Source organism: Cupriavidus sp. 30B13, assembly GCF_049059565.2.
Classification (GTDB): Bacteria; Pseudomonadota; Gammaproteobacteria; order Burkholderiales; family Burkholderiaceae; genus Cupriavidus.
This window is the reverse complement of sequence record NZ_CP188224.1, coordinates 1,986,910-2,003,584: the sequence shown is the minus strand read 5'-3', so window position 1 is coordinate 2,003,584 and position 16,675 is coordinate 1,986,910. Positions and strand designations below refer to the sequence as shown.

General features: G+C 70.0%; 14 protein-coding genes and 2 tRNA genes. 14 read left to right on the top strand and 2 right to left on the bottom strand.

Features of this window, described 5'->3' with window-relative positions; translation table 11 throughout:
* The first annotated feature begins 122 nt into the window (after window positions 1–122).
* From ACKI2N_RS27980 to cynR, 14 genes are all read left to right on the top strand, one after another.
* On the top strand, window positions 123–1,244 hold the full coding sequence (locus ACKI2N_RS27980) for an acyltransferase family protein (protein WP_420995368.1): 1,122 nt from the start codon (window positions 123–125) through the stop codon (window positions 1,242–1,244).
* Between the two features lie 290 nt (window positions 1,245–1,534).
* Window positions 1,535–2,773: a GTP cyclohydrolase II gene (locus ACKI2N_RS27975; protein WP_420995369.1), complete on the top strand. Its 1,239-nt coding sequence runs from the start codon at window positions 1,535–1,537 to the stop codon at window positions 2,771–2,773.
* A complete protein-coding gene (locus tag ACKI2N_RS27970; protein ID WP_420995370.1) occupies window positions 2,770–4,080 on the top strand; it encodes a URC4/urg3 family protein in 1,311 nt (436 codons plus the stop codon). Before ACKI2N_RS27975 ends, ACKI2N_RS27970 begins: the two co-directional genes overlap by 4 nt.
* A gap of 69 nt (window positions 4,081–4,149) precedes the next feature.
* Complete coding sequence (upp, locus tag ACKI2N_RS27965) at window positions 4,150–4,809, top strand: uracil phosphoribosyltransferase (RefSeq protein ID WP_420995371.1); 660 nt, start codon at window positions 4,150–4,152, stop codon at window positions 4,807–4,809.
* The gene (locus ACKI2N_RS27960) at window positions 4,809–5,525 is read left to right on the top strand and encodes a TetR/AcrR family transcriptional regulator (protein ID WP_420995372.1); all 717 of its coding nucleotides are present in this window, start codon (window positions 4,809–4,811) and stop codon (window positions 5,523–5,525) included. Before upp ends, ACKI2N_RS27960 begins: the two co-directional genes overlap by 1 nt.
* A complete protein-coding gene (locus tag ACKI2N_RS27955) occupies window positions 5,515–6,522 on the top strand; it encodes a BMP family protein (RefSeq protein WP_420995373.1) in 1,008 nt (335 codons plus the stop codon). Before ACKI2N_RS27960 ends, ACKI2N_RS27955 begins: the two co-directional genes overlap by 11 nt.
* A gap of 110 nt (window positions 6,523–6,632) precedes the next feature.
* Window positions 6,633–8,213 carry an ABC transporter ATP-binding protein gene (locus tag ACKI2N_RS27950; protein WP_420995374.1) on the top strand — a complete coding sequence of 527 codons (1,581 nt, stop codon included), beginning with the start codon at window positions 6,633–6,635 and terminating at the stop codon, window positions 8,211–8,213.
* Window positions 8,203–9,303, top strand: a complete 1,101-nt coding sequence (locus ACKI2N_RS27945) for an ABC transporter permease (protein WP_420995375.1) — start codon at window positions 8,203–8,205, stop codon at window positions 9,301–9,303. Before ACKI2N_RS27950 ends, ACKI2N_RS27945 begins: the two co-directional genes overlap by 11 nt.
* Entirely contained in the window at window positions 9,300–10,265 is a 966-nt protein-coding gene (locus tag ACKI2N_RS27940; protein WP_420995414.1) for an ABC transporter permease, read from the top strand. The genes ACKI2N_RS27945 and ACKI2N_RS27940 overlap by 4 nt, the downstream gene beginning before the upstream one ends.
* A gap of 32 nt (window positions 10,266–10,297) precedes the next feature.
* Window positions 10,298–11,569, top strand: a complete 1,272-nt coding sequence (locus ACKI2N_RS27935; RefSeq protein WP_420995376.1) for an amidohydrolase family protein — start codon at window positions 10,298–10,300, stop codon at window positions 11,567–11,569.
* Window positions 11,570–11,675: 106 nt separating this feature from the next.
* Window positions 11,676–11,762, top strand: a tRNA-Leu gene (locus tag ACKI2N_RS27930).
* 409 nt (window positions 11,763–12,171) lie between these two features.
* Window positions 12,172–13,059 carry a hypothetical protein gene (locus ACKI2N_RS27925; protein ID WP_420995377.1) on the top strand — a complete coding sequence of 296 codons (888 nt, stop codon included), beginning with the start codon at window positions 12,172–12,174 and terminating at the stop codon, window positions 13,057–13,059.
* Window positions 13,060–13,159: 100 nt separating this feature from the next.
* Window positions 13,160–13,236, top strand: a tRNA-Arg gene (locus ACKI2N_RS27920).
* A 232-nt stretch (window positions 13,237–13,468) separates the two neighbouring features.
* Window positions 13,469–14,350, top strand: coding sequence for a transcriptional regulator CynR (gene cynR, locus ACKI2N_RS27915; RefSeq protein ID WP_420995378.1), 882 nt, complete (start codon window positions 13,469–13,471; stop codon window positions 14,348–14,350).
* Window positions 14,351–14,388: 38 nt separating this feature from the next.
* Here cynR and ACKI2N_RS27910 read toward each other — a convergent pair whose 3' ends face one another.
* Both ACKI2N_RS27910 and ACKI2N_RS27905 read right to left on the bottom strand, forming a co-directional pair.
* A complete protein-coding gene (locus ACKI2N_RS27910; RefSeq protein ID WP_420995415.1) occupies window positions 14,389–14,928 on the bottom strand; it encodes a DUF934 domain-containing protein in 540 nt (179 codons plus the stop codon).
* 1 nt (window position 14,929) lies between these two features.
* Window positions 14,930–16,669 (bottom strand): nitrite/sulfite reductase, encoded by a 1,740-nt coding sequence (locus ACKI2N_RS27905; RefSeq protein ID WP_420995379.1) that lies wholly within the window; start codon window positions 16,667–16,669, stop codon window positions 14,930–14,932.
* Window positions 16,670–16,675: the final 6 nt, after the last annotated feature.

Sequence of the window (16,675 nt, the reverse complement as noted above, 5' to 3'; positions counted from 1 at the left end):
CCCGGAAAGGGAATCGGGGCGGCGGTGAAGTGGCCCAGGCGGCGGTGCCGCACTGGTGCGGTGCGTCATGCACACATAGGAGTAGAATCACGCCTCCTGCACTTTGTCGCGTTCTTATAACAATGAGCCCCCGTCCTTCGCGCATGGCGTGCATTGACGCACTCAAGGCGATCAGCTCGCAGTTGATCGTGCTGCATCACCTTGCCTTCTACGGCCCCATGTCCGACGCGGCCCACGTGCTGGCGCCCGATCTGCTCGACTGGTTCTCGCAGTACGCGCGCATCGCGGTACAGGCTTTCCTGGTCATCAGCGGCTTCCTGGCCGCGCGCAGCCTGGCGCCCGGCGGCCACCTGACGGTGCCGCATCCGCTGCTGGCGATCTGGCGCCGCTACCAGAAGCTGGTGGTGCCTTATACCGTGGCCATCCTGATCGCCATCGCCGGCGCCGCCATCGCGCGCACCTGGATGCATCACGATTCCATTCCCGGCGCGCCCGGCCTGCACCAGTTCCTGGCGCATGTGCTGCTGCTGCACAACGTGCTCGATTTCGACGCGCTTTCGGCGGGGGTCTGGTACGTGGCCATCGACCTGCAGTTGTTCGCCCTGCTGATCGTCGCGCTGTGGGCGGCGCGCGCGTGCGCGCGGCGGCTCGAAGCGGGCGGCGCGGCGCTGGGCGTGCTGGCGGTGTCCGGCCTGGCGCTGGCGTCGCTGTTCTGGTTCAACCGCGATGCCGCCTGGGACGTGTGGGCAATCTATTTCTTCGGCGCCTACGGCATGGGCACGCTGGCGTTCTGGGCCTCCGCGCCCGGGCGCTCGCCGGTGGCGCTGCTGGTGCTGGGCGCGGCGGTGGCGGCCGCGCTGATCGTGGATTTCCGCCTGCGCATCGCGGTGGCGCTGGCGGTGGCCCTGCTGCTCGGCGTGGCGCGCCGCGGCGGCTGGCTGGAGCACTGGCCGCGCGCCAGTATGCTGGCATTTTTCGGACGTATTTCTTACTCGGTGTTTCTGGTCCATTTCCCGATCTGCCTGGTGGTCAACGCGGTGGTGTCCCACCTTGCACCGCAGCAGCCGGTGCTCAATGCGCTCGGCATGATCGCCGCGTGGCTGCTGAGCAACGCGGCCGGCGCACTGTTCCATCGCTATGTGGAAAGCGGGGCGGCGCTGGGCGCATTGCGCCAGGCGCTGTGGGCGGCTCCTGCCGGGGCCCGGGCGCAGCGCCAGGCGGTTGGCCGGGAGCGGTCCACCTGACGCCGGCGCCGGCCGGCCCGGCTTCCATCTCGGCCCATCGCGGCCCGTTCGCGCGCATGCAGGCGGCGCCCGGTTCCCCAGGACCGGGCGCCGCTTCCACATGGTGCCGCTGCACCACAAGCCGGCAGCGTCCCGCGTTGCGCCGCACGCGCGCGGTGCGATGCCGCCGCCCTGCCATGGTTTGCTGTGCAACACACGGTAAAAACGAGCATTAGGATATGGCACGAAGGTTGCCTACTATGAAGTCGTAAACCTGACCGTTTGGTCAGGATTCCTGTTTCGAGGCTGCCATGTCCGATCATATCGTCCTGACCTCGCACGCCCGCCGCGACAAGCCGGCGGAGCCCATTCACTGGGGGGCAGCCACCGCCGCCGAGCGCGGCCCCGTGATCGCCAGCCTCACCAATCCGGCCCAGCGCAACGTGATCGGCACCCACTCGGGCGCCTACGCGGTGTATCGCGCGCTGGCGGTGGCCTCGGGCAAGCTGCAGCGCGACCACCGCGCCGACCTGACCGATACCGCGCCGGCCGAGGTCATCGGCCCGCATCCGCAGTGGGCCGACCCGGACAAGATCGTCTCGCTGGATCCCTGGGGCCACCTGGTGTCCACCGCGTTCGCCGACCGCATCGCCGCCGGCATCGATATCCGCCCTTCCATCGCCATCACGCGCGCCCACATCAACATGCCCGAGCTGGCGGGCGCCATCGCCGCGGGGCGGCTGGTGCCGGACGGCCAGATCCTGCATGCCAACGGCGACGTGCGCGTCACCAAGGCCGCCATCGACCCGGTCTGGTACCTGCCCGGGCTGGCGCGGCGCTTCGACATCAAGGAAAGCGCGCTGCGCCGCGCGCTGTTCGAGCAGACCAGCGGGATGTTCCCGGAGCTGGTGACGCGGGCGGATCTCAAGGTGTTCCTGCCGCCCATCGGGGGCATGACGCTGTACTTTTTCGGCGACGTCGGCCAGCTCGGCAAGCCCGAGACCAGGGTGGCATGCCGCGTGCACGACGAATGCAACGGCTCCGACGTGTTCGGCTCCGACATCTGTACCTGCAGGCCTTACCTCGCGCATGGCATCGAGGTCTGCATCGAGATGGCGCAGCAGGGCGGCGTCGGGCTGGTGGTCTACAACCGCAAGGAAGGCCGGGCGCTGGGCGAGGTCACCAAGTTCCTGGTCTACAACGCGCGCAAGCGCCAGGTCGGCGGCGACCGCGCCGAGACCTATTTCGCGCGCACGGAATGCGTGGCGGGCGTGCAGGACATGCGCTTCCAGGAGCTCATGCCCGACGTCTTCCACTGGCTCGGCATCAAGCGCATCGATCGCTGGGCCTCGATGAGCAACATGAAGCACGGGGCGCTGACCGCCCAGGGCATCGAAGTGGTCGAGCAGGTGGCGATCCCCGATGCGCTGATCCCGGCCGACGCCCGCGTGGAAATCGACGCCAAGGTAGCGGCTGGCTACTTCACGAGCTATACCCCGCCCGACGCGGAAGAACTGGCGCTGGCAAAGGGTAGAGGACTGGACGAATGAACGAGACACCTGAAGCGGGCGCGCCGGGCGGCGCGTCCGATGGCTTCACCGATGCAGCCGGCTGGGCCAGTCCCGTGCCGCCGGGGCACCCGGCCGCGGCGCTGCTGACCGGCCAGGCCGTGCGCGCGCGCTGCGCGGCCGTGACCGAGCATGTGGCGGCCGGCGCGTCGGCGCTGTTTACCTGGCACCCGGACCGCATTCCCGCCGTGGCCGACTACGTGGCGGCCACCATCCGCCAGCGCTACCCGGACCTCAAGGTGCCGTATCACAGCCGCTGGCGCCATTTCGAGAGCGGCCAGGGCGGCGAGAAGCTGGACCGCTGGCAGATCCTGTGCGAGCGCGGCGGCTTGTCCGGCGAGGCCGACCGCGAGGAGCGGGCCCGCATCGGCATCGACCTGGTGATCCCCAGCGTGCTGCTCGATGCCGGCGCGGGACCCGACTGGCGCTACCGCGACCCGGCCAGCGACCTGCTGCTCACGCGCTCGGAGGGGCTCGGCGTGGCCAGCTTCGACCTGTTCGCGCGCGGCGGTTTCTCCGCCGAGCACGGCCAGCCGCTGCGCGCCGACGCCGAGCGGCTGATGCGCATCGATGCGTCGTCCATCGCCACCGCCTTCCAGGTGGCCCAGCACAATCCGCTGGTCGGCCTGGAAGGCCGGGCCGGGCTGCTGCGCCGGCTCGGCGAAGTGGCGCAGGCCACCCCGGCCGTGTTCGGCGCGCCGGCGCGGCTGGGCAACCTGTACGACTACCTCAAGGCGCATGCCGTCGACGGCCGCATCGAGGCCGGCTTCGTGCTGACCACGCTGCTGGTGGCGCTGGGGCCGGTGTGGCCGGGCCGCGTCAGGCTCGACGGCGTCTCGCTGGGCGACTGCTGGCATCACCCGGCCAGCCCCGACGGGCTGGTGCCGTTCCACAAGCTCACGCAATGGCTGACGTATTCGCTGCTGGAGCCGCTGGAAGATGCGGGCCTGACCGTGACCGGCCTCGAAGTCCTCACCGGGCTGCCCGAATACCGCAACGGCGGCCTGCTGTTCGATTTCGAGCTGATGGTGCCGCGCGACCCGGCCTTCGCCACGCTCACGCATACGGTGGACGAGCCGGTCATCGTGGAGTGGCGCGCGCTCACCGTCACCGGGCTGGACCTGGTGGCGGCGTCGGTGCGCGAGGCGCTCGGGCTGTCGGCAGCGGACTTTCCGCTGGCGCGCGTGCTCGAGGGCGGCACCTGGGCGGCGGGGCGGCGCATTGCCGCCAAGCGCCGCCCGGGCGGCGCGCCGCCGTTCGCCATCGACAGCGACGGCACCGTGTTCTAGCCGGCACGCCGCGCGCCCCATGCGGCGCGCGGCAGATCTTTTCGCGATTCGCCTCCCGAGGAGCGCAACATGACCGACCTTTCCGCCGTACCGCCCGTCACGCCATCGGTGATGGTGGTGGACCACCCGCTCGTGCAGCACAAGGTCACGCTGGTGCGCAGCGAAGACACCACCACCGACAATTTCCGGCGGCTGGTGCGCGAGATCAGCCAGTTGCTGACCTACGAGGCCACGCGCGACCTGGCCATGGAGACCATCGCCATCAAGACGCCGATCGCGCCGATGGAGTCGCCGGTGCTGTCGGGCAAGAAGCTGTGCCTGGTGTCGATCCTGCGCGCCGGCAACGGCTTCCTGGACGGCATGCTGGACCTGCTGCCGGCGGCGCGCGTGGGCCATATCGGGCTGTACCGCGACCCCGATACGCTGGAGCCGGTCGAGTACTACTTCAAGATGCCGGAGGACATCCAGGAGCGGCTGGTGATCGTGGTGGACCCGATGCTGGCCACCGGCAATTCCGCCATCGCGGCGCTCAACCGCCTCAAGGAGGCCGGCGTGAGCACGCTCAAGTACGTCTGCCTGATCGCCTCGCGCCCGGGCCTGCGCGCCTTGCAGGCGGCGCACCCGGACGTGGCCATCGTCACCGCCGCCATCGACGAGGAGCTGAACGAGCACGGCTACATCGTGCCCGGCCTGGGCGATGCGGGCGACCGGCTTTACGGCACCAAGTGATGGGGGCGCCGGCCACGGCGCAGCCGCCATGCTTTCCGCCGCCGCGGGAAGCGGCGGGCGGGCGCATTCGCCAGGAGAACGAGGCGCTGATCCTGCGCGCGGCCGAATACGTGTTCGCGCGCGCCGGGTTCGCCGGCGCCACCATGGCCGAGATCGCCGCGCGCGCCGGCGTGCCCAAGTCCAACCTGCATTACTACTTCCGCACCAAGCAGGCGCTGTACCGCGCGGTGCTGGCGCACACGCTGGCGCTGTGGCTGTCCGAGACCGACATCATCACCGCCGAGCAGCGCCCGCAGGTGGCGCTGGAGCAGTACATCCGCGCCAAGATGCGGCTGTCGGCCAGCCACCCGGACGCCTCGCGCGTGTTCGCCAACGAGCTGCTGCACGGCGCGCCGGAGATCCGCGACGTGCTCAGCGGCGCCCTGCGCGCGCTGGTGGTGCGCAAGGCCGGCGTGATCAAGGAGTGGATCGCGCGCGGCGAGATGGCCAGCGTGGACCCGCGCCACCTGTTTTTCACGATCTGGGCCGCCACCCAGACCTATGCCGATTTTGAGTCGCAGGTATGCGCCGTGCTCGGGGTGAGCCACCTGGGCCAGCGCGATTTCGAACAGGCCACCGACCACCTGGTACGGCTGCTGCTGCGCGGCTGCGGGCTGGAGCCGGACGGCCTGGCCATGGAGTTATCGTCAACAAGGGGAGAAAGTCATGAGGTTTGAGGGCAAGCGCAGGACCTGGTTGAAGCTCGCGGCGGCCGCTGCCGGCGCGAGCGCGCTGGCCGGCATGCAGCCGGCGCTGGCGCAGGCCAAGGTGAAGGTCGCGGCGGTCTACACGGTGCCGGTCGAGCAGCAGTGGGTGTCGCGCATCCACAAGGCGCTCAACGAGGCCAAGGCACGCGGCGAGATCGACTACGTGTTCTCGGAAAGCGTGTCCAACGCCGACTACGAACGCGTGCTGCGCCAGTACGCCGAGCAGGGCTCGGCGCTGATCCTGGGCGAGTCCTTCGCGGTCGAGGCGGCCGCGCGCAAGGTGGCCAAGGACTATCCCAAGACCGCTTTCCTGATGGGCTCGTCCGGCAAGCCCCAGGCGCCCAACTTCTCGGTGTTCGACAACTACATCCAGGAGCCGTCCTACCTGACCGGCATGATCGCCGGCGGCATCACCAAGACCAACCATATCGGCATGGTCGGCGGCTACGCCATTCCCGAGGTCAACCGCCTGATGCACGCCTTCATGGAAGGCGCGCGCGAGGTCAATCCCAAGGTGAAGTTCACGGTCAGCTTCATCGGCTCGTGGTTCGATCCGCCCAAGGCCAAGGAAGCCGCCTTCGCCATGATCGACAAGGGCGCGGACGTGCTCTACGCGGAACGCTTCGGCGTCTCGGACGCGGCCAAGGAAAAGGGCAAGCTGGCCATCGGCAACGTCATCAACACCCAGCCGCAGTATCCCGCCACGGTGGTGGCCTCGGCGCTGTGGAACATGGAGCCCACGGTGGCCGCGGCGCTGGCCAAGGTCAAGTCGGGGCAGTTCAAGAACGAGGACTACGGCCCTTACTCGCTGATGAAATTCAAGGGCGCCGAGCTGGCGCCGCTGGGCACCTTCGAAGGCAAGGTGCCGGCCGACGTGATGGCCAAGGTCAAGGCGAAGGAGAAAGCCATTCTCGACGGCAAGTTCGTGGTGAAGGTGGTGGAGACGGAGCCGAAGTCGACGCAGTGAGGCCGGACCTTGGCGACGCAGCCGGCATTCCCTTCGGCTCGCTCTCCTCTTCCGCGTGCGGGAGAGGGGAGCGAACCATTCGCATCCCCGATACCCAGCATTCCGCTTCCATGCCCACTCCCATCCTCCGCCTGAGCGGCATCACCAAGCGCTTCGGCACGCTGCTGGCCAACGACGCCATCTCGCTGGAGCTGCAGCGCGGCGAGGTGCTGGCCCTGCTGGGCGAGAACGGCGCCGGCAAGAGCACCCTGGTCAGCATCCTGTTCGGCCACTACGTGGCCGATGCCGGCACGGTGGAGGTCGACGGCCGGCCGTTGCCGCCGGGCCAGCCGCGCGCGGCGCTGGCGGCCGGCATCGGCATGGTGCACCAGCATTTCACGCTGGCCGACAACCTGTCCGTGCTGGACAACATCCTGCTCGGCACCCAGCCCCTGTGGCAGTGGCGGCTGGAGCGCCGCGCCGCGCGCGCGAAGGTGCTGGCGCTGGCGCAGCGCTTCGGCCTCGCGCTGCGGCCGAACGCGCGCGTGGGCGAACTGTCGGTCGGCGAGCGCCAGCGCGTGGAGATCGTCAAGGCCCTGTACCGCGGCGCGCGCGTGCTGATCCTGGACGAACCCACCGCGGTGCTGACGCCGCACGAGGCCGAGACCCTGTTCGCCACGCTGGCGCAGCTGATTGCGCAGGGCTTGTCGGTGATCTTCATCAGCCACAAGCTCGACGAGGTGCTGCGGGTGTCCGACCGCATCGCCGTGCTGCGCGGCGGCAAGCTGGTGGCGCAGCGCGCCGCGGCGCAGACCGGCAAGGCGGAACTGGCCGAGCTGATGGTGGGGCGCGTGGTCGCCATGCCGGAGCGGGCGCCATCGGCGCAGGGCGCGGAGGACGCGGCGCCGGTGGTGCTGGCGCTGGAGCAGGCCGGGGCGCGCGGCGCGGACGGGCGGATGCTGCTGGACCGGCTCAGCCTGCAGGTGCGCGCCGGCGAGATCGTCGGCATCGCGGGCGTGTCGGGCAACGGGCAGGCGGCGCTGGCGGAGCTGCTCAGCGGCACGCTGGCGGCCACCGAAGGCCGCGTCGCGCTGGCCGGCCTGCCGATGCCGGCGCGGCCGCGCGCGTGGATCGGCGCGGGCGTGGCGCGCGTGCCGGAGGACCGGCATGCGGTTGGCGTGGTGGGCGACCTCGCGGTATGGGAGAACGCCGCCAGCGAACAGCTCGGCCAGCCGCGTTTCTCGCGCGCCGGCGTGATCCGCCGCGCGGCGGCGCAGCGCTTCGCGCGCGAGCTGGTGGCGCGCTTCGACGTGCGCACCGCCGGCATCGACGTGCCGGCGCGCACGATGTCCGGCGGCAACATGCAGAAGCTGATCCTGGGCCGGGCGCTGTCGGTGCGCGGGGAGGGCCGCGCGCCGCTGCTGGTGGTGGCCAGCCAGCCGACCTGGGGACTGGACATCGGCGCGGTGGCCTACGTGCGCGCGCGCCTGCTGGAGGCGGCGCGCGAGGGCGCCGCCGTGCTGCTGATCTCGGAAGATCTCGACGAACTCCACGCGCTGGCCGACCGCATCGCGGTCATGCATGCCGGCCACCTGACCGAGGCACGCCCGACCGCGGCCTGGACGCTGGCGGAGCTGGGCCTGGCGATGGCCGGCGCCGGCGATGGCGCGCGCGGCGGCGCCGGCCACGGGGAGGTGCTGCATGCGGCTTGAACCCCGGACCGGCACATCGCGTGTCTCGCGCGTGGCCATGCTGGCCGCGCCCATCCTGGCCATCGCGGCCACCCTGCTGATCTGCGCGGTGCTGGTGCGCTGGGCCGGCGCGCCGGTGGGGCGCGCCTACGCGTTGCTGCTCGAGGGCGGCTTCGGCTCGCGCTTCGCGTGGTCCGAGACGCTGACGCGCGCCACGCCGCTGATCCTTACCGGGCTGTCGGTGGCGGTGGCGTTCCGCGCGCGGCTGTTCAATATCGGCGCCGAGGGGCAGCTCTATCTTGGCGCGCTGGCGGCGGTGGCCGTGGGCGGGCAGGTCGACGGCGCGGTGGCGCCGTGGGCGGAACACCTGCCGGCGGCCGCGCACTTCGCGCTGATGGTGGCGGCCGGCATGCTGGCGGGCGCCTTGCTGCTGCTGGGCGCCGCGTGGCTCAAGACCCGGCTCGGCGTGGACGAGGTGGTGACCACCTTGCTCGGCAACTTCATCGTGCTGCTGTTTGTCTCGATGATGCTGGACGGGCCGATGAAAGACGCCACGGCGATGGGCTGGCCGCAGTCGGTGCCGCTGGTGCCCGAGCTGGAGCTGTCCAAGCTGATGGCGCGCTCGCGCGTGCACAGCGGCCTGCTGCTGGCGTGCGCGCTGGTGGCGATCCTGTGGGCGGTCAACCGCTTTACCGTGTTCGGCCTGCAGATGCGCGCGGTGGGCGCCAACGCGCGCGCCGCGGCTTTCGCCGGCGTGCCGGTGCGGCGCGTGACGATGTGGACCGCGCTGCTGTCGGGCGCGCTGGCGGGGCTGGCCGGCGTGGTGGAGGTGGCGGGCCGCACCAGCTATCTCACGCTGGACATCTCGCCGGGCTACGGCTACGCGGGCGTGGTGATCGCCATGCTGGCCGGACTGCATCCGCTGGGCGTGGTGGCGGCCTCGGTGTTCGTGGCCGGCGTGCTGGTCGGGGCCGACGGCATGAGCCGCGCGGTGGGCGTGCCCAATACCATCGCCGACGTGATCGTGGCGGTGGCGCTGCTGGCCATGCTGGTGGCGACCATGCTCACGCGCTACCGCATCCGCTTCGACACCCTGCGCAAGGTGGCCTGATGGAACTGCTCGATATCGTGGCCTCGGCGCCATTCTGGATCGCGGTGCTGCGCGTGGCCACGCCGCTGGTGTTCGGCACGCTCGGCGTGCTGCTGTGCGAGCGCGCCGGCGTGCTCAACCTGGGCATCGAAGGGATCATGGTGGCCGGCGCCTTCGGCGGCTGGCTGGCGGTCTATCACGGCATGCCGCTGTGGGGCGGGGTGGCGGTGGCCGCCGGTGTCGGGCTGGCGTTCGGCCTGCTGCACGGCTGGCTCACGGTCAGCCTGGCGCTGTCGCAGCACGTGGCCGGGCTTGGCGTGACGATGCTGGCCACCAGCTTGTCCTACTACGCCTACCGGCTTGGTTTTGCCTCGGTGTCCACGCCGCCCACCATCACGCCTTTCGGGCCGATGCGCTGGATCGGCGAGATTCCGCTGCTCGGCGGCCTGCTGGGCCCGGTGCTGGGCGAGGAGACCGCGCTGACGCTGCTGGCGCTGGCGCTGGTGCCGCTGGTGGGCTGGCTGCTCTACCGCACGCCGCTCGGCCTGGCCGTGCGCATGGTCGGCGAAAACCCGGCCGCGGCCGAGGGGCAGGGCATCAGCGTGGGCGCCATGCGCATCGGCGCGGTGATGGCAGGCTCCGCGCTGATGGCGGTGGGCGGCGCCTTCCTGACGCTGTCCGCCTTCAACGCCTTCTTCTTCAACATGATCAACGGCCGCGGCTGGATCTGCGTGGCGCTGGTGGTATTCGCCTCGTGGCGCCCCGGGCGCGCGCTGGCCGGCGCGGTGCTGTTCGCCGCGTTCGACGCGCTGCAACTGCGCCTGCAGCAAAGCGGCGCCAGCCTGCCCGGGCTGCCGGCGCTGCCGTACCAGCTTTACCTGATGCTGCCCTATGTGCTGTCGATCCTTGCGCTGGTGCTGGTGGCGCGGCGCGCGACCTATCCGCAGGCGCTGATGAAGCCCTACCGCAAGGGCGAACGCTGATCCACGCCATCCTCCAAGAAAAAGAACCCGCCATGCTCGACCTGATCCTGCGCAACTGCACGCTTCCCGATGGCCGCACCGGCATCGACATCGGCATCGCCGGCGACCGCATCAAGGCGGTCGAGCCGGCCATCAAGACGCACGCCGCCACCGAGGTAGACGCCGCCGGGCAACTGGTGGCGCCGCCCTTCGTCGACGCGCATTTCCACATGGACTCCACGCTGTCCTACGGCAAGCCGCGCATCAACCAGTCCGGCACCCTGCTGGAGGGCATCGCCTTGTGGGGCGAGCTCAAGCCGCTGCTGACCCAGGATGCCATCGTCGAGCGCGCGCTGGCCTACTGCGACTGGGCCGTGGCCAAGGGCCTGCTGGCGATCCGCTCGCACGTGGACGTGTGCGACCCGCGCCTGCTCGCCACCGAGGCGCTGCTGCACGTGCGCGAGAAGGTCAAGCCCTACCTGGACCTGCAACTGGTGGCGTTCCCGCAGGACGGCCTGCTGCGCGCGCCCGGCGCGCTCGACAACCTCAAGCGCGCGCTCGGCATGGGCGTGGACGTGGTCGGCGGCATTCCGCATTTCGAACGCACCATGGAGGACGGCGCGGACTCCGTGCGCATCCTGTGCGAACTGGCCTGCGAGCGCGGGCTGCGCGTGGACCTGCACTGCGACGAGACCGACGATCCGCTCTCGCGCCATATCGAGACGCTGGCCGCGCAGACCGTGCGCCTGGGCATGGAGGGCAGGGTGACCGGTTCGCACCTGACCTCGATGCACTCGATGGACAACTACTACGTGTCCAAGCTGATCCCGCTGATGCAGCAGTCGGGCGTGGCCGCCATTGCCAACCCGCTCATCAACATCACGTTGCAGGGCCGGCACGACACCTATCCCAGGCGGCGCGGCATGACGCGCGTGCCGGAACTGATGGCGGCGGGCGTGCCGGTGGCCTTCGGCCACGATTGCGTGATGGACCCCTGGTACGGGCTCGGCTCGGGCGACATGCTGGAGGTGGCGCACATGGGCCTGCACGTGGCGCAGATGACCGGGCAGGATGCCATGCGCGCCTGCTTCGCCGCCGTCACCGAGACCCCGGCCCGCATCCTGGGGCTGGAGGGCTACGGCATCGCGCCGGGCTGCCGCGCCGACCTCCTGTTGCTGCAGGCGCGCGACCCGGTGGAGGCGATCCGCCTGCGCGCCACGCGCCTGATGGTCCTGCGCGCCGGCAAGGTGGTGGCCAGCACGCGCCCGGCCACCGCCACGCTGCACCTCGACGGCCGGCCGGGGCAGGTGTGCTTCCAGCCATGACCGGGACCGGCGCAAGAAAGTGCAGGCCGGGGTGTTGACAGACGAATCCGAACTTGCCATAATCCTTTTCTTCGCAGCGTTGCAGTAGTTCAGGCAGCGAAACGAAGCCCAGATGGCGGAATTGGTAGACGCACTAGGTTCAGGTCCTAGCGGTGGCAACACTGTGGAGGTTCGAGTCCTCTTCTGGGCACCAAGACTCGATGGAAAAGGCCGTTGCAAATGCAGCGGCCTTTTTCTTTTTCGGGCGCGGTTTCATCGGCCGGCGCGCATCGGTCTTCGCGTCTGCCGCGCCGTTCCGTTTCAGGCCTGCATCGCCTGCCGCGCAGGGTCCGCGGGCCTCGTCATCGCGTTCGGTCCGGCCGTGCGCTGGCGCACGCAGGAGCCTGCGGGGGTGCCCTTACGCTTGCCCTGGCTTTGACCTATGCTCAAGCAAAGCCGTAGCGTATTTTCGAGCCAGAGGTGCGGTCATGGCCAGGGGCGTGTCATCTCCGAGCAGGGTGGAGAGCGGTGCCAGCAGCGCTGCCACCGGGCTTTGCCCGAGCATTTCCCGTCGTCATCTCCATCCCCATTCGTGCCGCCAGTGTTGTTGCTCGATACTTGCCATGCTCGTCGCCAGCCTGGCACAGGGCGAGGAACGGCCAGCCGGCGGCAATTCCGGTTTCGGCTGGGACCGGTTCGAGTCCGAGCCTCCCGCGCAGTTCTCCGGCAGCGATCCGGTCATGCTGGCCGCCAACACGATCGGCGCTGTTGCAGCGGACACGGCAGCGAACATGGCAGCGAACATGGCGGGCAGCGCGATAGCCGCGCCGCCGTATCCGGCCGCCGCGGAATCCGCGCAACCGGCAGGCGCGGCGCGGACCGGTGAGCCGGTCCTGGTTGCCTCGCTGGGCGGCTGGGGCGGGCCCGCCGCGCCGGCGCCATCGGGCCCGCCCTCGGCCTATCACGACGCGCCCGGCCCGCTGCCGGCCGCCGCCGGCACGCGCTACGCGGATCCGGCGCCGCGGCCCCTCCGGCCCGCCATGTCGCTGCACCTTGACGATGCCAGCTCCGCCACGGGCTACGTCGGCAACCGCGTGCAGAGCATGGCGCTGTCGCTCGACACCGTGCTGCCGCGCAGCGGCGGCCTCACGATCCAGCCGCGCGTGCAGCTCGCCTACCAGCCGGCCCCCGACCGGAGCGGCGCCGGCTTCCTCGGCAGCCAGCCCGCCGATGCCAGTGCCGCCGAAGTGCTGGTGCGGGTCTACCGCACCCAGCCGACCCGGCTCAACGGCGCCAACGGCGTCTACCCCTTCGTCGAGGCCGACCTCTGGCAAGACCACAAGCAAGCCATCAACATCAACGGCACGCGCATCGACCCCGACATGCTGCGCGGACTGCTGTCGGTCAACGTCGGCGCGCACGGCAGCACGAATGGCGGCGTCAAGCTGTGGATCAAGCTCAAGGGCGGGCGCAACGCGGGCGGCACGCTGGGCGCGCGCTATCGGTGGTAGGCGGCGCCAGGCCAGGCCTGGGGCGGGATCGCGGCCTGACACATGGCTGTAAAAAACGCTTGCATTCATGCATGGCTGCGCTACAATTGCGACCTCGCGTGCGGCTGTAGCTCAGTTGGATAGAGTACTTGGCTACGAACCAAGGGGTCGTGGGTTCGAATCCTGCCAGCCGCACCACCTATAGCAAGCAGTAAGCAGCAGTAAATCGACGGCCTGGAGAGACGCTCTCCAGGCCGTTTTTCTTTTCCCCGATGCCCCCGAACCGGCGGCGGTTGACTGCGCCGAAGTCCGCGCACTCGCGACTCCGTTTCGCGGGCTGGGATTGGATGGGAAGCGCGGTCGCGATCCGCCATTGGTCAATGGACTGGCTTACCATGTCTCCCATAGACACAGCCAATGGCCCATCGCGATGCTGCTTCGACATGTCCGCTACTTCCTCGCCGTCGCCGAGTGCGGCAATTTCACCCGCGCGGCCGAGGTGCTGCATGTTTCCCAGCCGACGCTTTCGCAGCAGATCCGGCAGCTCGAAGACACGCTGGGCGTGCAGCTTTTCGACCGCTCCGGCCGCAGTATCCGCACCACCGATGCGGGGCAGGCGTACCTGATCTATGCGCGCCGCGCGCTGCAGGACCTGGAAGCGGGCAAGCGCGCGGTCCACGATGTCCAGGAACTGACGCGCGGCACCTTGCGGCTGGCGATGACGCCGACCTTTACGCCCTACCTGGTCGGCCCGCTCGTGATGGATTTCAACGAGCGCTACCCGGGCATCGTGCTGAGCGTGCTGGAGATGCCGCAGGCGCAGATCGAGCAACTGCTGGTGCAGGACAGCCTCGACGTGGGGATCGCGTTCAAGGACGTGCGCCTGGCCGATATCGAAACGCAGCCGCTGCTGCTGGAGCCGCTGGCGCTGGTGGTGGGGCCGGGGCACCGCTATGCCCGCCGGCGCACGGCGCTGACGCGCAAGGAATTGCAGGGCGAGCCCTTCGCCTTGCTGACGATGGAATTCGCTACGCGCCATTACATCGACAACTACCTCGGCCGGCAAGGCATCCTGCCGCAGGTCGCGCTCGAGGCCAACTCGGTCGCCGCGGTGGTGGAGGCGGTGCGGCGCGGGCGCCTGATGACGGTGCTGCCGGCGGCCATCGCGCAGGACAGCGGCGGGCTGTGCAGGGTGAAGCTGGAACCGCCGCTGCCGCCGCGCGAAGCCGCGCTGCTCCAGCGCAAGGACGCTTACCGGAGCGCGGCGGTGCGGGCTTTCGTCGAGTTTGCCCGCAAGGCGGCGCCCGCCTGAGCCGGCGCGATGCCGGTGGCGCCGGCGGTGCCGGGGGTTCAGGCCGGCGCCACCGGCCGCCGGTAGCCTTTCTGGTAATGGACCGTGAACGTGCCCAGTGCTTCGAGGGCCGCGCGGGGATCGTGGCTGGGCTTGATGGCGAAACTGTCGAAGCCGCAGCGCGCCATGTAGTGCACCGTGTCGATCATCACGTCGCCCACCGCGCGCAGCTCGCCGGCCCAGCCGTATTGCGTCCGCAGCAACTGGGCGAGCGAGTAGCCGCGGCCGTCCGTGTAGACCGGGAAGTCGATCGCCAGGTGGGCGATGCCGGCCGGGTCGATGCGGTCCGCGCCGGGGTCGAGAAGCGCCTCGGGATCGGCGTCCGGCGCGAGATACACGGCCACCGGGTTCGCCCGCTGCCGCAATTGCGCCTTCATCGCCTGCCAGGTGGCGGCGGTTACCAGCCAGCCGTCTTCGTCCGGCGGCAGCGCGGCGGCATCGCCGCCGGCGGGCACGAAGGCGCGCCACCTGTCGGGTTCGAGCACGCCGTTGCGGATGACGTTGGGCACGGGGTTCTGCGCGGGGGGCTGCACGGGGATCTCAGGCACGTGCGCTCTCCGCTTGCAGCTTGCGCTTGACGATCCGCTCGTCGGCATAGACCGCGGTCTTGAACGGCTCGATGCCGGTGCGCTCGACCACGTCGATGAAGCGTTCTTCGTCGCTGTCGCGCAGCGAGAGGTAGGTCTGCACGAGCAGCTCCACCACGTCCGGGATTTCCCCGCGCGCGAACGACGGGCCGATGATCTTGCCGATGGCCGCGCCGCCGGCGCTTTCCATGCCGCGCCGCTCGCCCGCCAGCGCGCCGTTCTGGCGGCCGCCGATGGTGACCTGGTACCACTCCTCGCCGGCCTTGTCGACGCCGAGAATGCCGATGTGGCCCACGTGGTGGTGCCCGCACGAGTTGATGCAGCCGGAGATGTTCAGGTCCAGCTCGCCGATGTCGTGAAGGAAGTCCAGGTCGTCGAAGCGCTGCTGGATCGCCTCGGCCAGCGGGATCGACACGGCATTGGCGAGCGAGCAGAAGTCGCCGCCCGGGCAGGCGATGATATTGGTCAGCAGGCCGATGTTGGGCGTGGCGAGATCGAGCTTGTCCAGCCGCTGCCAGATGTCGTGCAGGTGGATGCGGCGGATGTCGGCCAGGATGAGGTTCTGCTCATGCGAGACGCGCAGCTCGCCGAAGCCGTAGGCATCGGCGAGGTCGGCGACGGCATCCATCTGGCCGGCGGTGATGTCGCCGGGCGGGCTGCCGGTGGCCTTGAGCGACACCGTGACCGAGCAATAGCCCGCCACGCGGTGGCGGTGGACGTTGCTGCGCAGCCAGCGCCGGAAGCGCGGGTCCTGGGCGGCCAGCGCCGCCGCGGGGTCGCCGTCGCCGGCCGCGGCGGGATCGTACGCCGGCGCGGTGAAGCGGCCGGCGATGTCCTGCACGAACTCGGCGCTCACGGTATCGGGGCCGCCGCGGATGCGCTGCCATTGCTCGTCGACCTGCTGCGCGAACACGGCCGGGGTCAGGTCCTTGACGAGGATCTTGATGCGCGCCTTGTATTTGTTGTCGCGGCGGCCGTGCAGGTTGTAGACGCGCAGCGTGGCCTGCAGGTAGGTCAGCAGGTCGGACCAGTGCACATATTCGTTGATCAGCTTGCCCACAATCGGCGTGCGGCCCATGCCGCCGCCTACCCATACGCGAAAGCCGATCTCGCCGTCCACGCTGACCGCCTGCAGGCCGATATCGTGGACGCCCACCGCGGCCCGGTCCGTCAGCGCGCCGCTCACGGCGATCTTGAACTTGCGCGGCAGGAAGGCGAACTCGGGATGCAGCATCGACCATTGCCGGATGATCTCGCACCACACCAGCGGGTTCACTACCTCGTCGGCGGCGATGCCGGCGAAATGGTCGGTGGTGGTATTGCGGATGCAGTTGCCGCTGGTCTGGATCGCGTGCATCTGCACCGTGGCCAGCTCGGCGAGGATGGCCGGCGCGTCTTCGAGGCGCGGCCAGTTGAACTGCATGTTCTGGCGGGTGCTGAAGTGGCCGTAGCCGCGGTCCCAGCGGCGCGCGATCTCGGCGAGCTTGCGCAACTGGCGGCTGACGAGCATGCCGTAGGGAATGGCGACGCGCAGCATCGGCGCGTGGCGCTGGATATAGAGGCCGTTCTGCAGGCGCAGCACGCGGAATTCGTCTTCGGTCAGCCGGCCGTCCAGGAAGCGCCTGGTCTGGTCGGAGAACTGGACGACGCGCTGGTCGACCACCTGCTGGTCGACGGTGTCATACGAATACATGGCGAA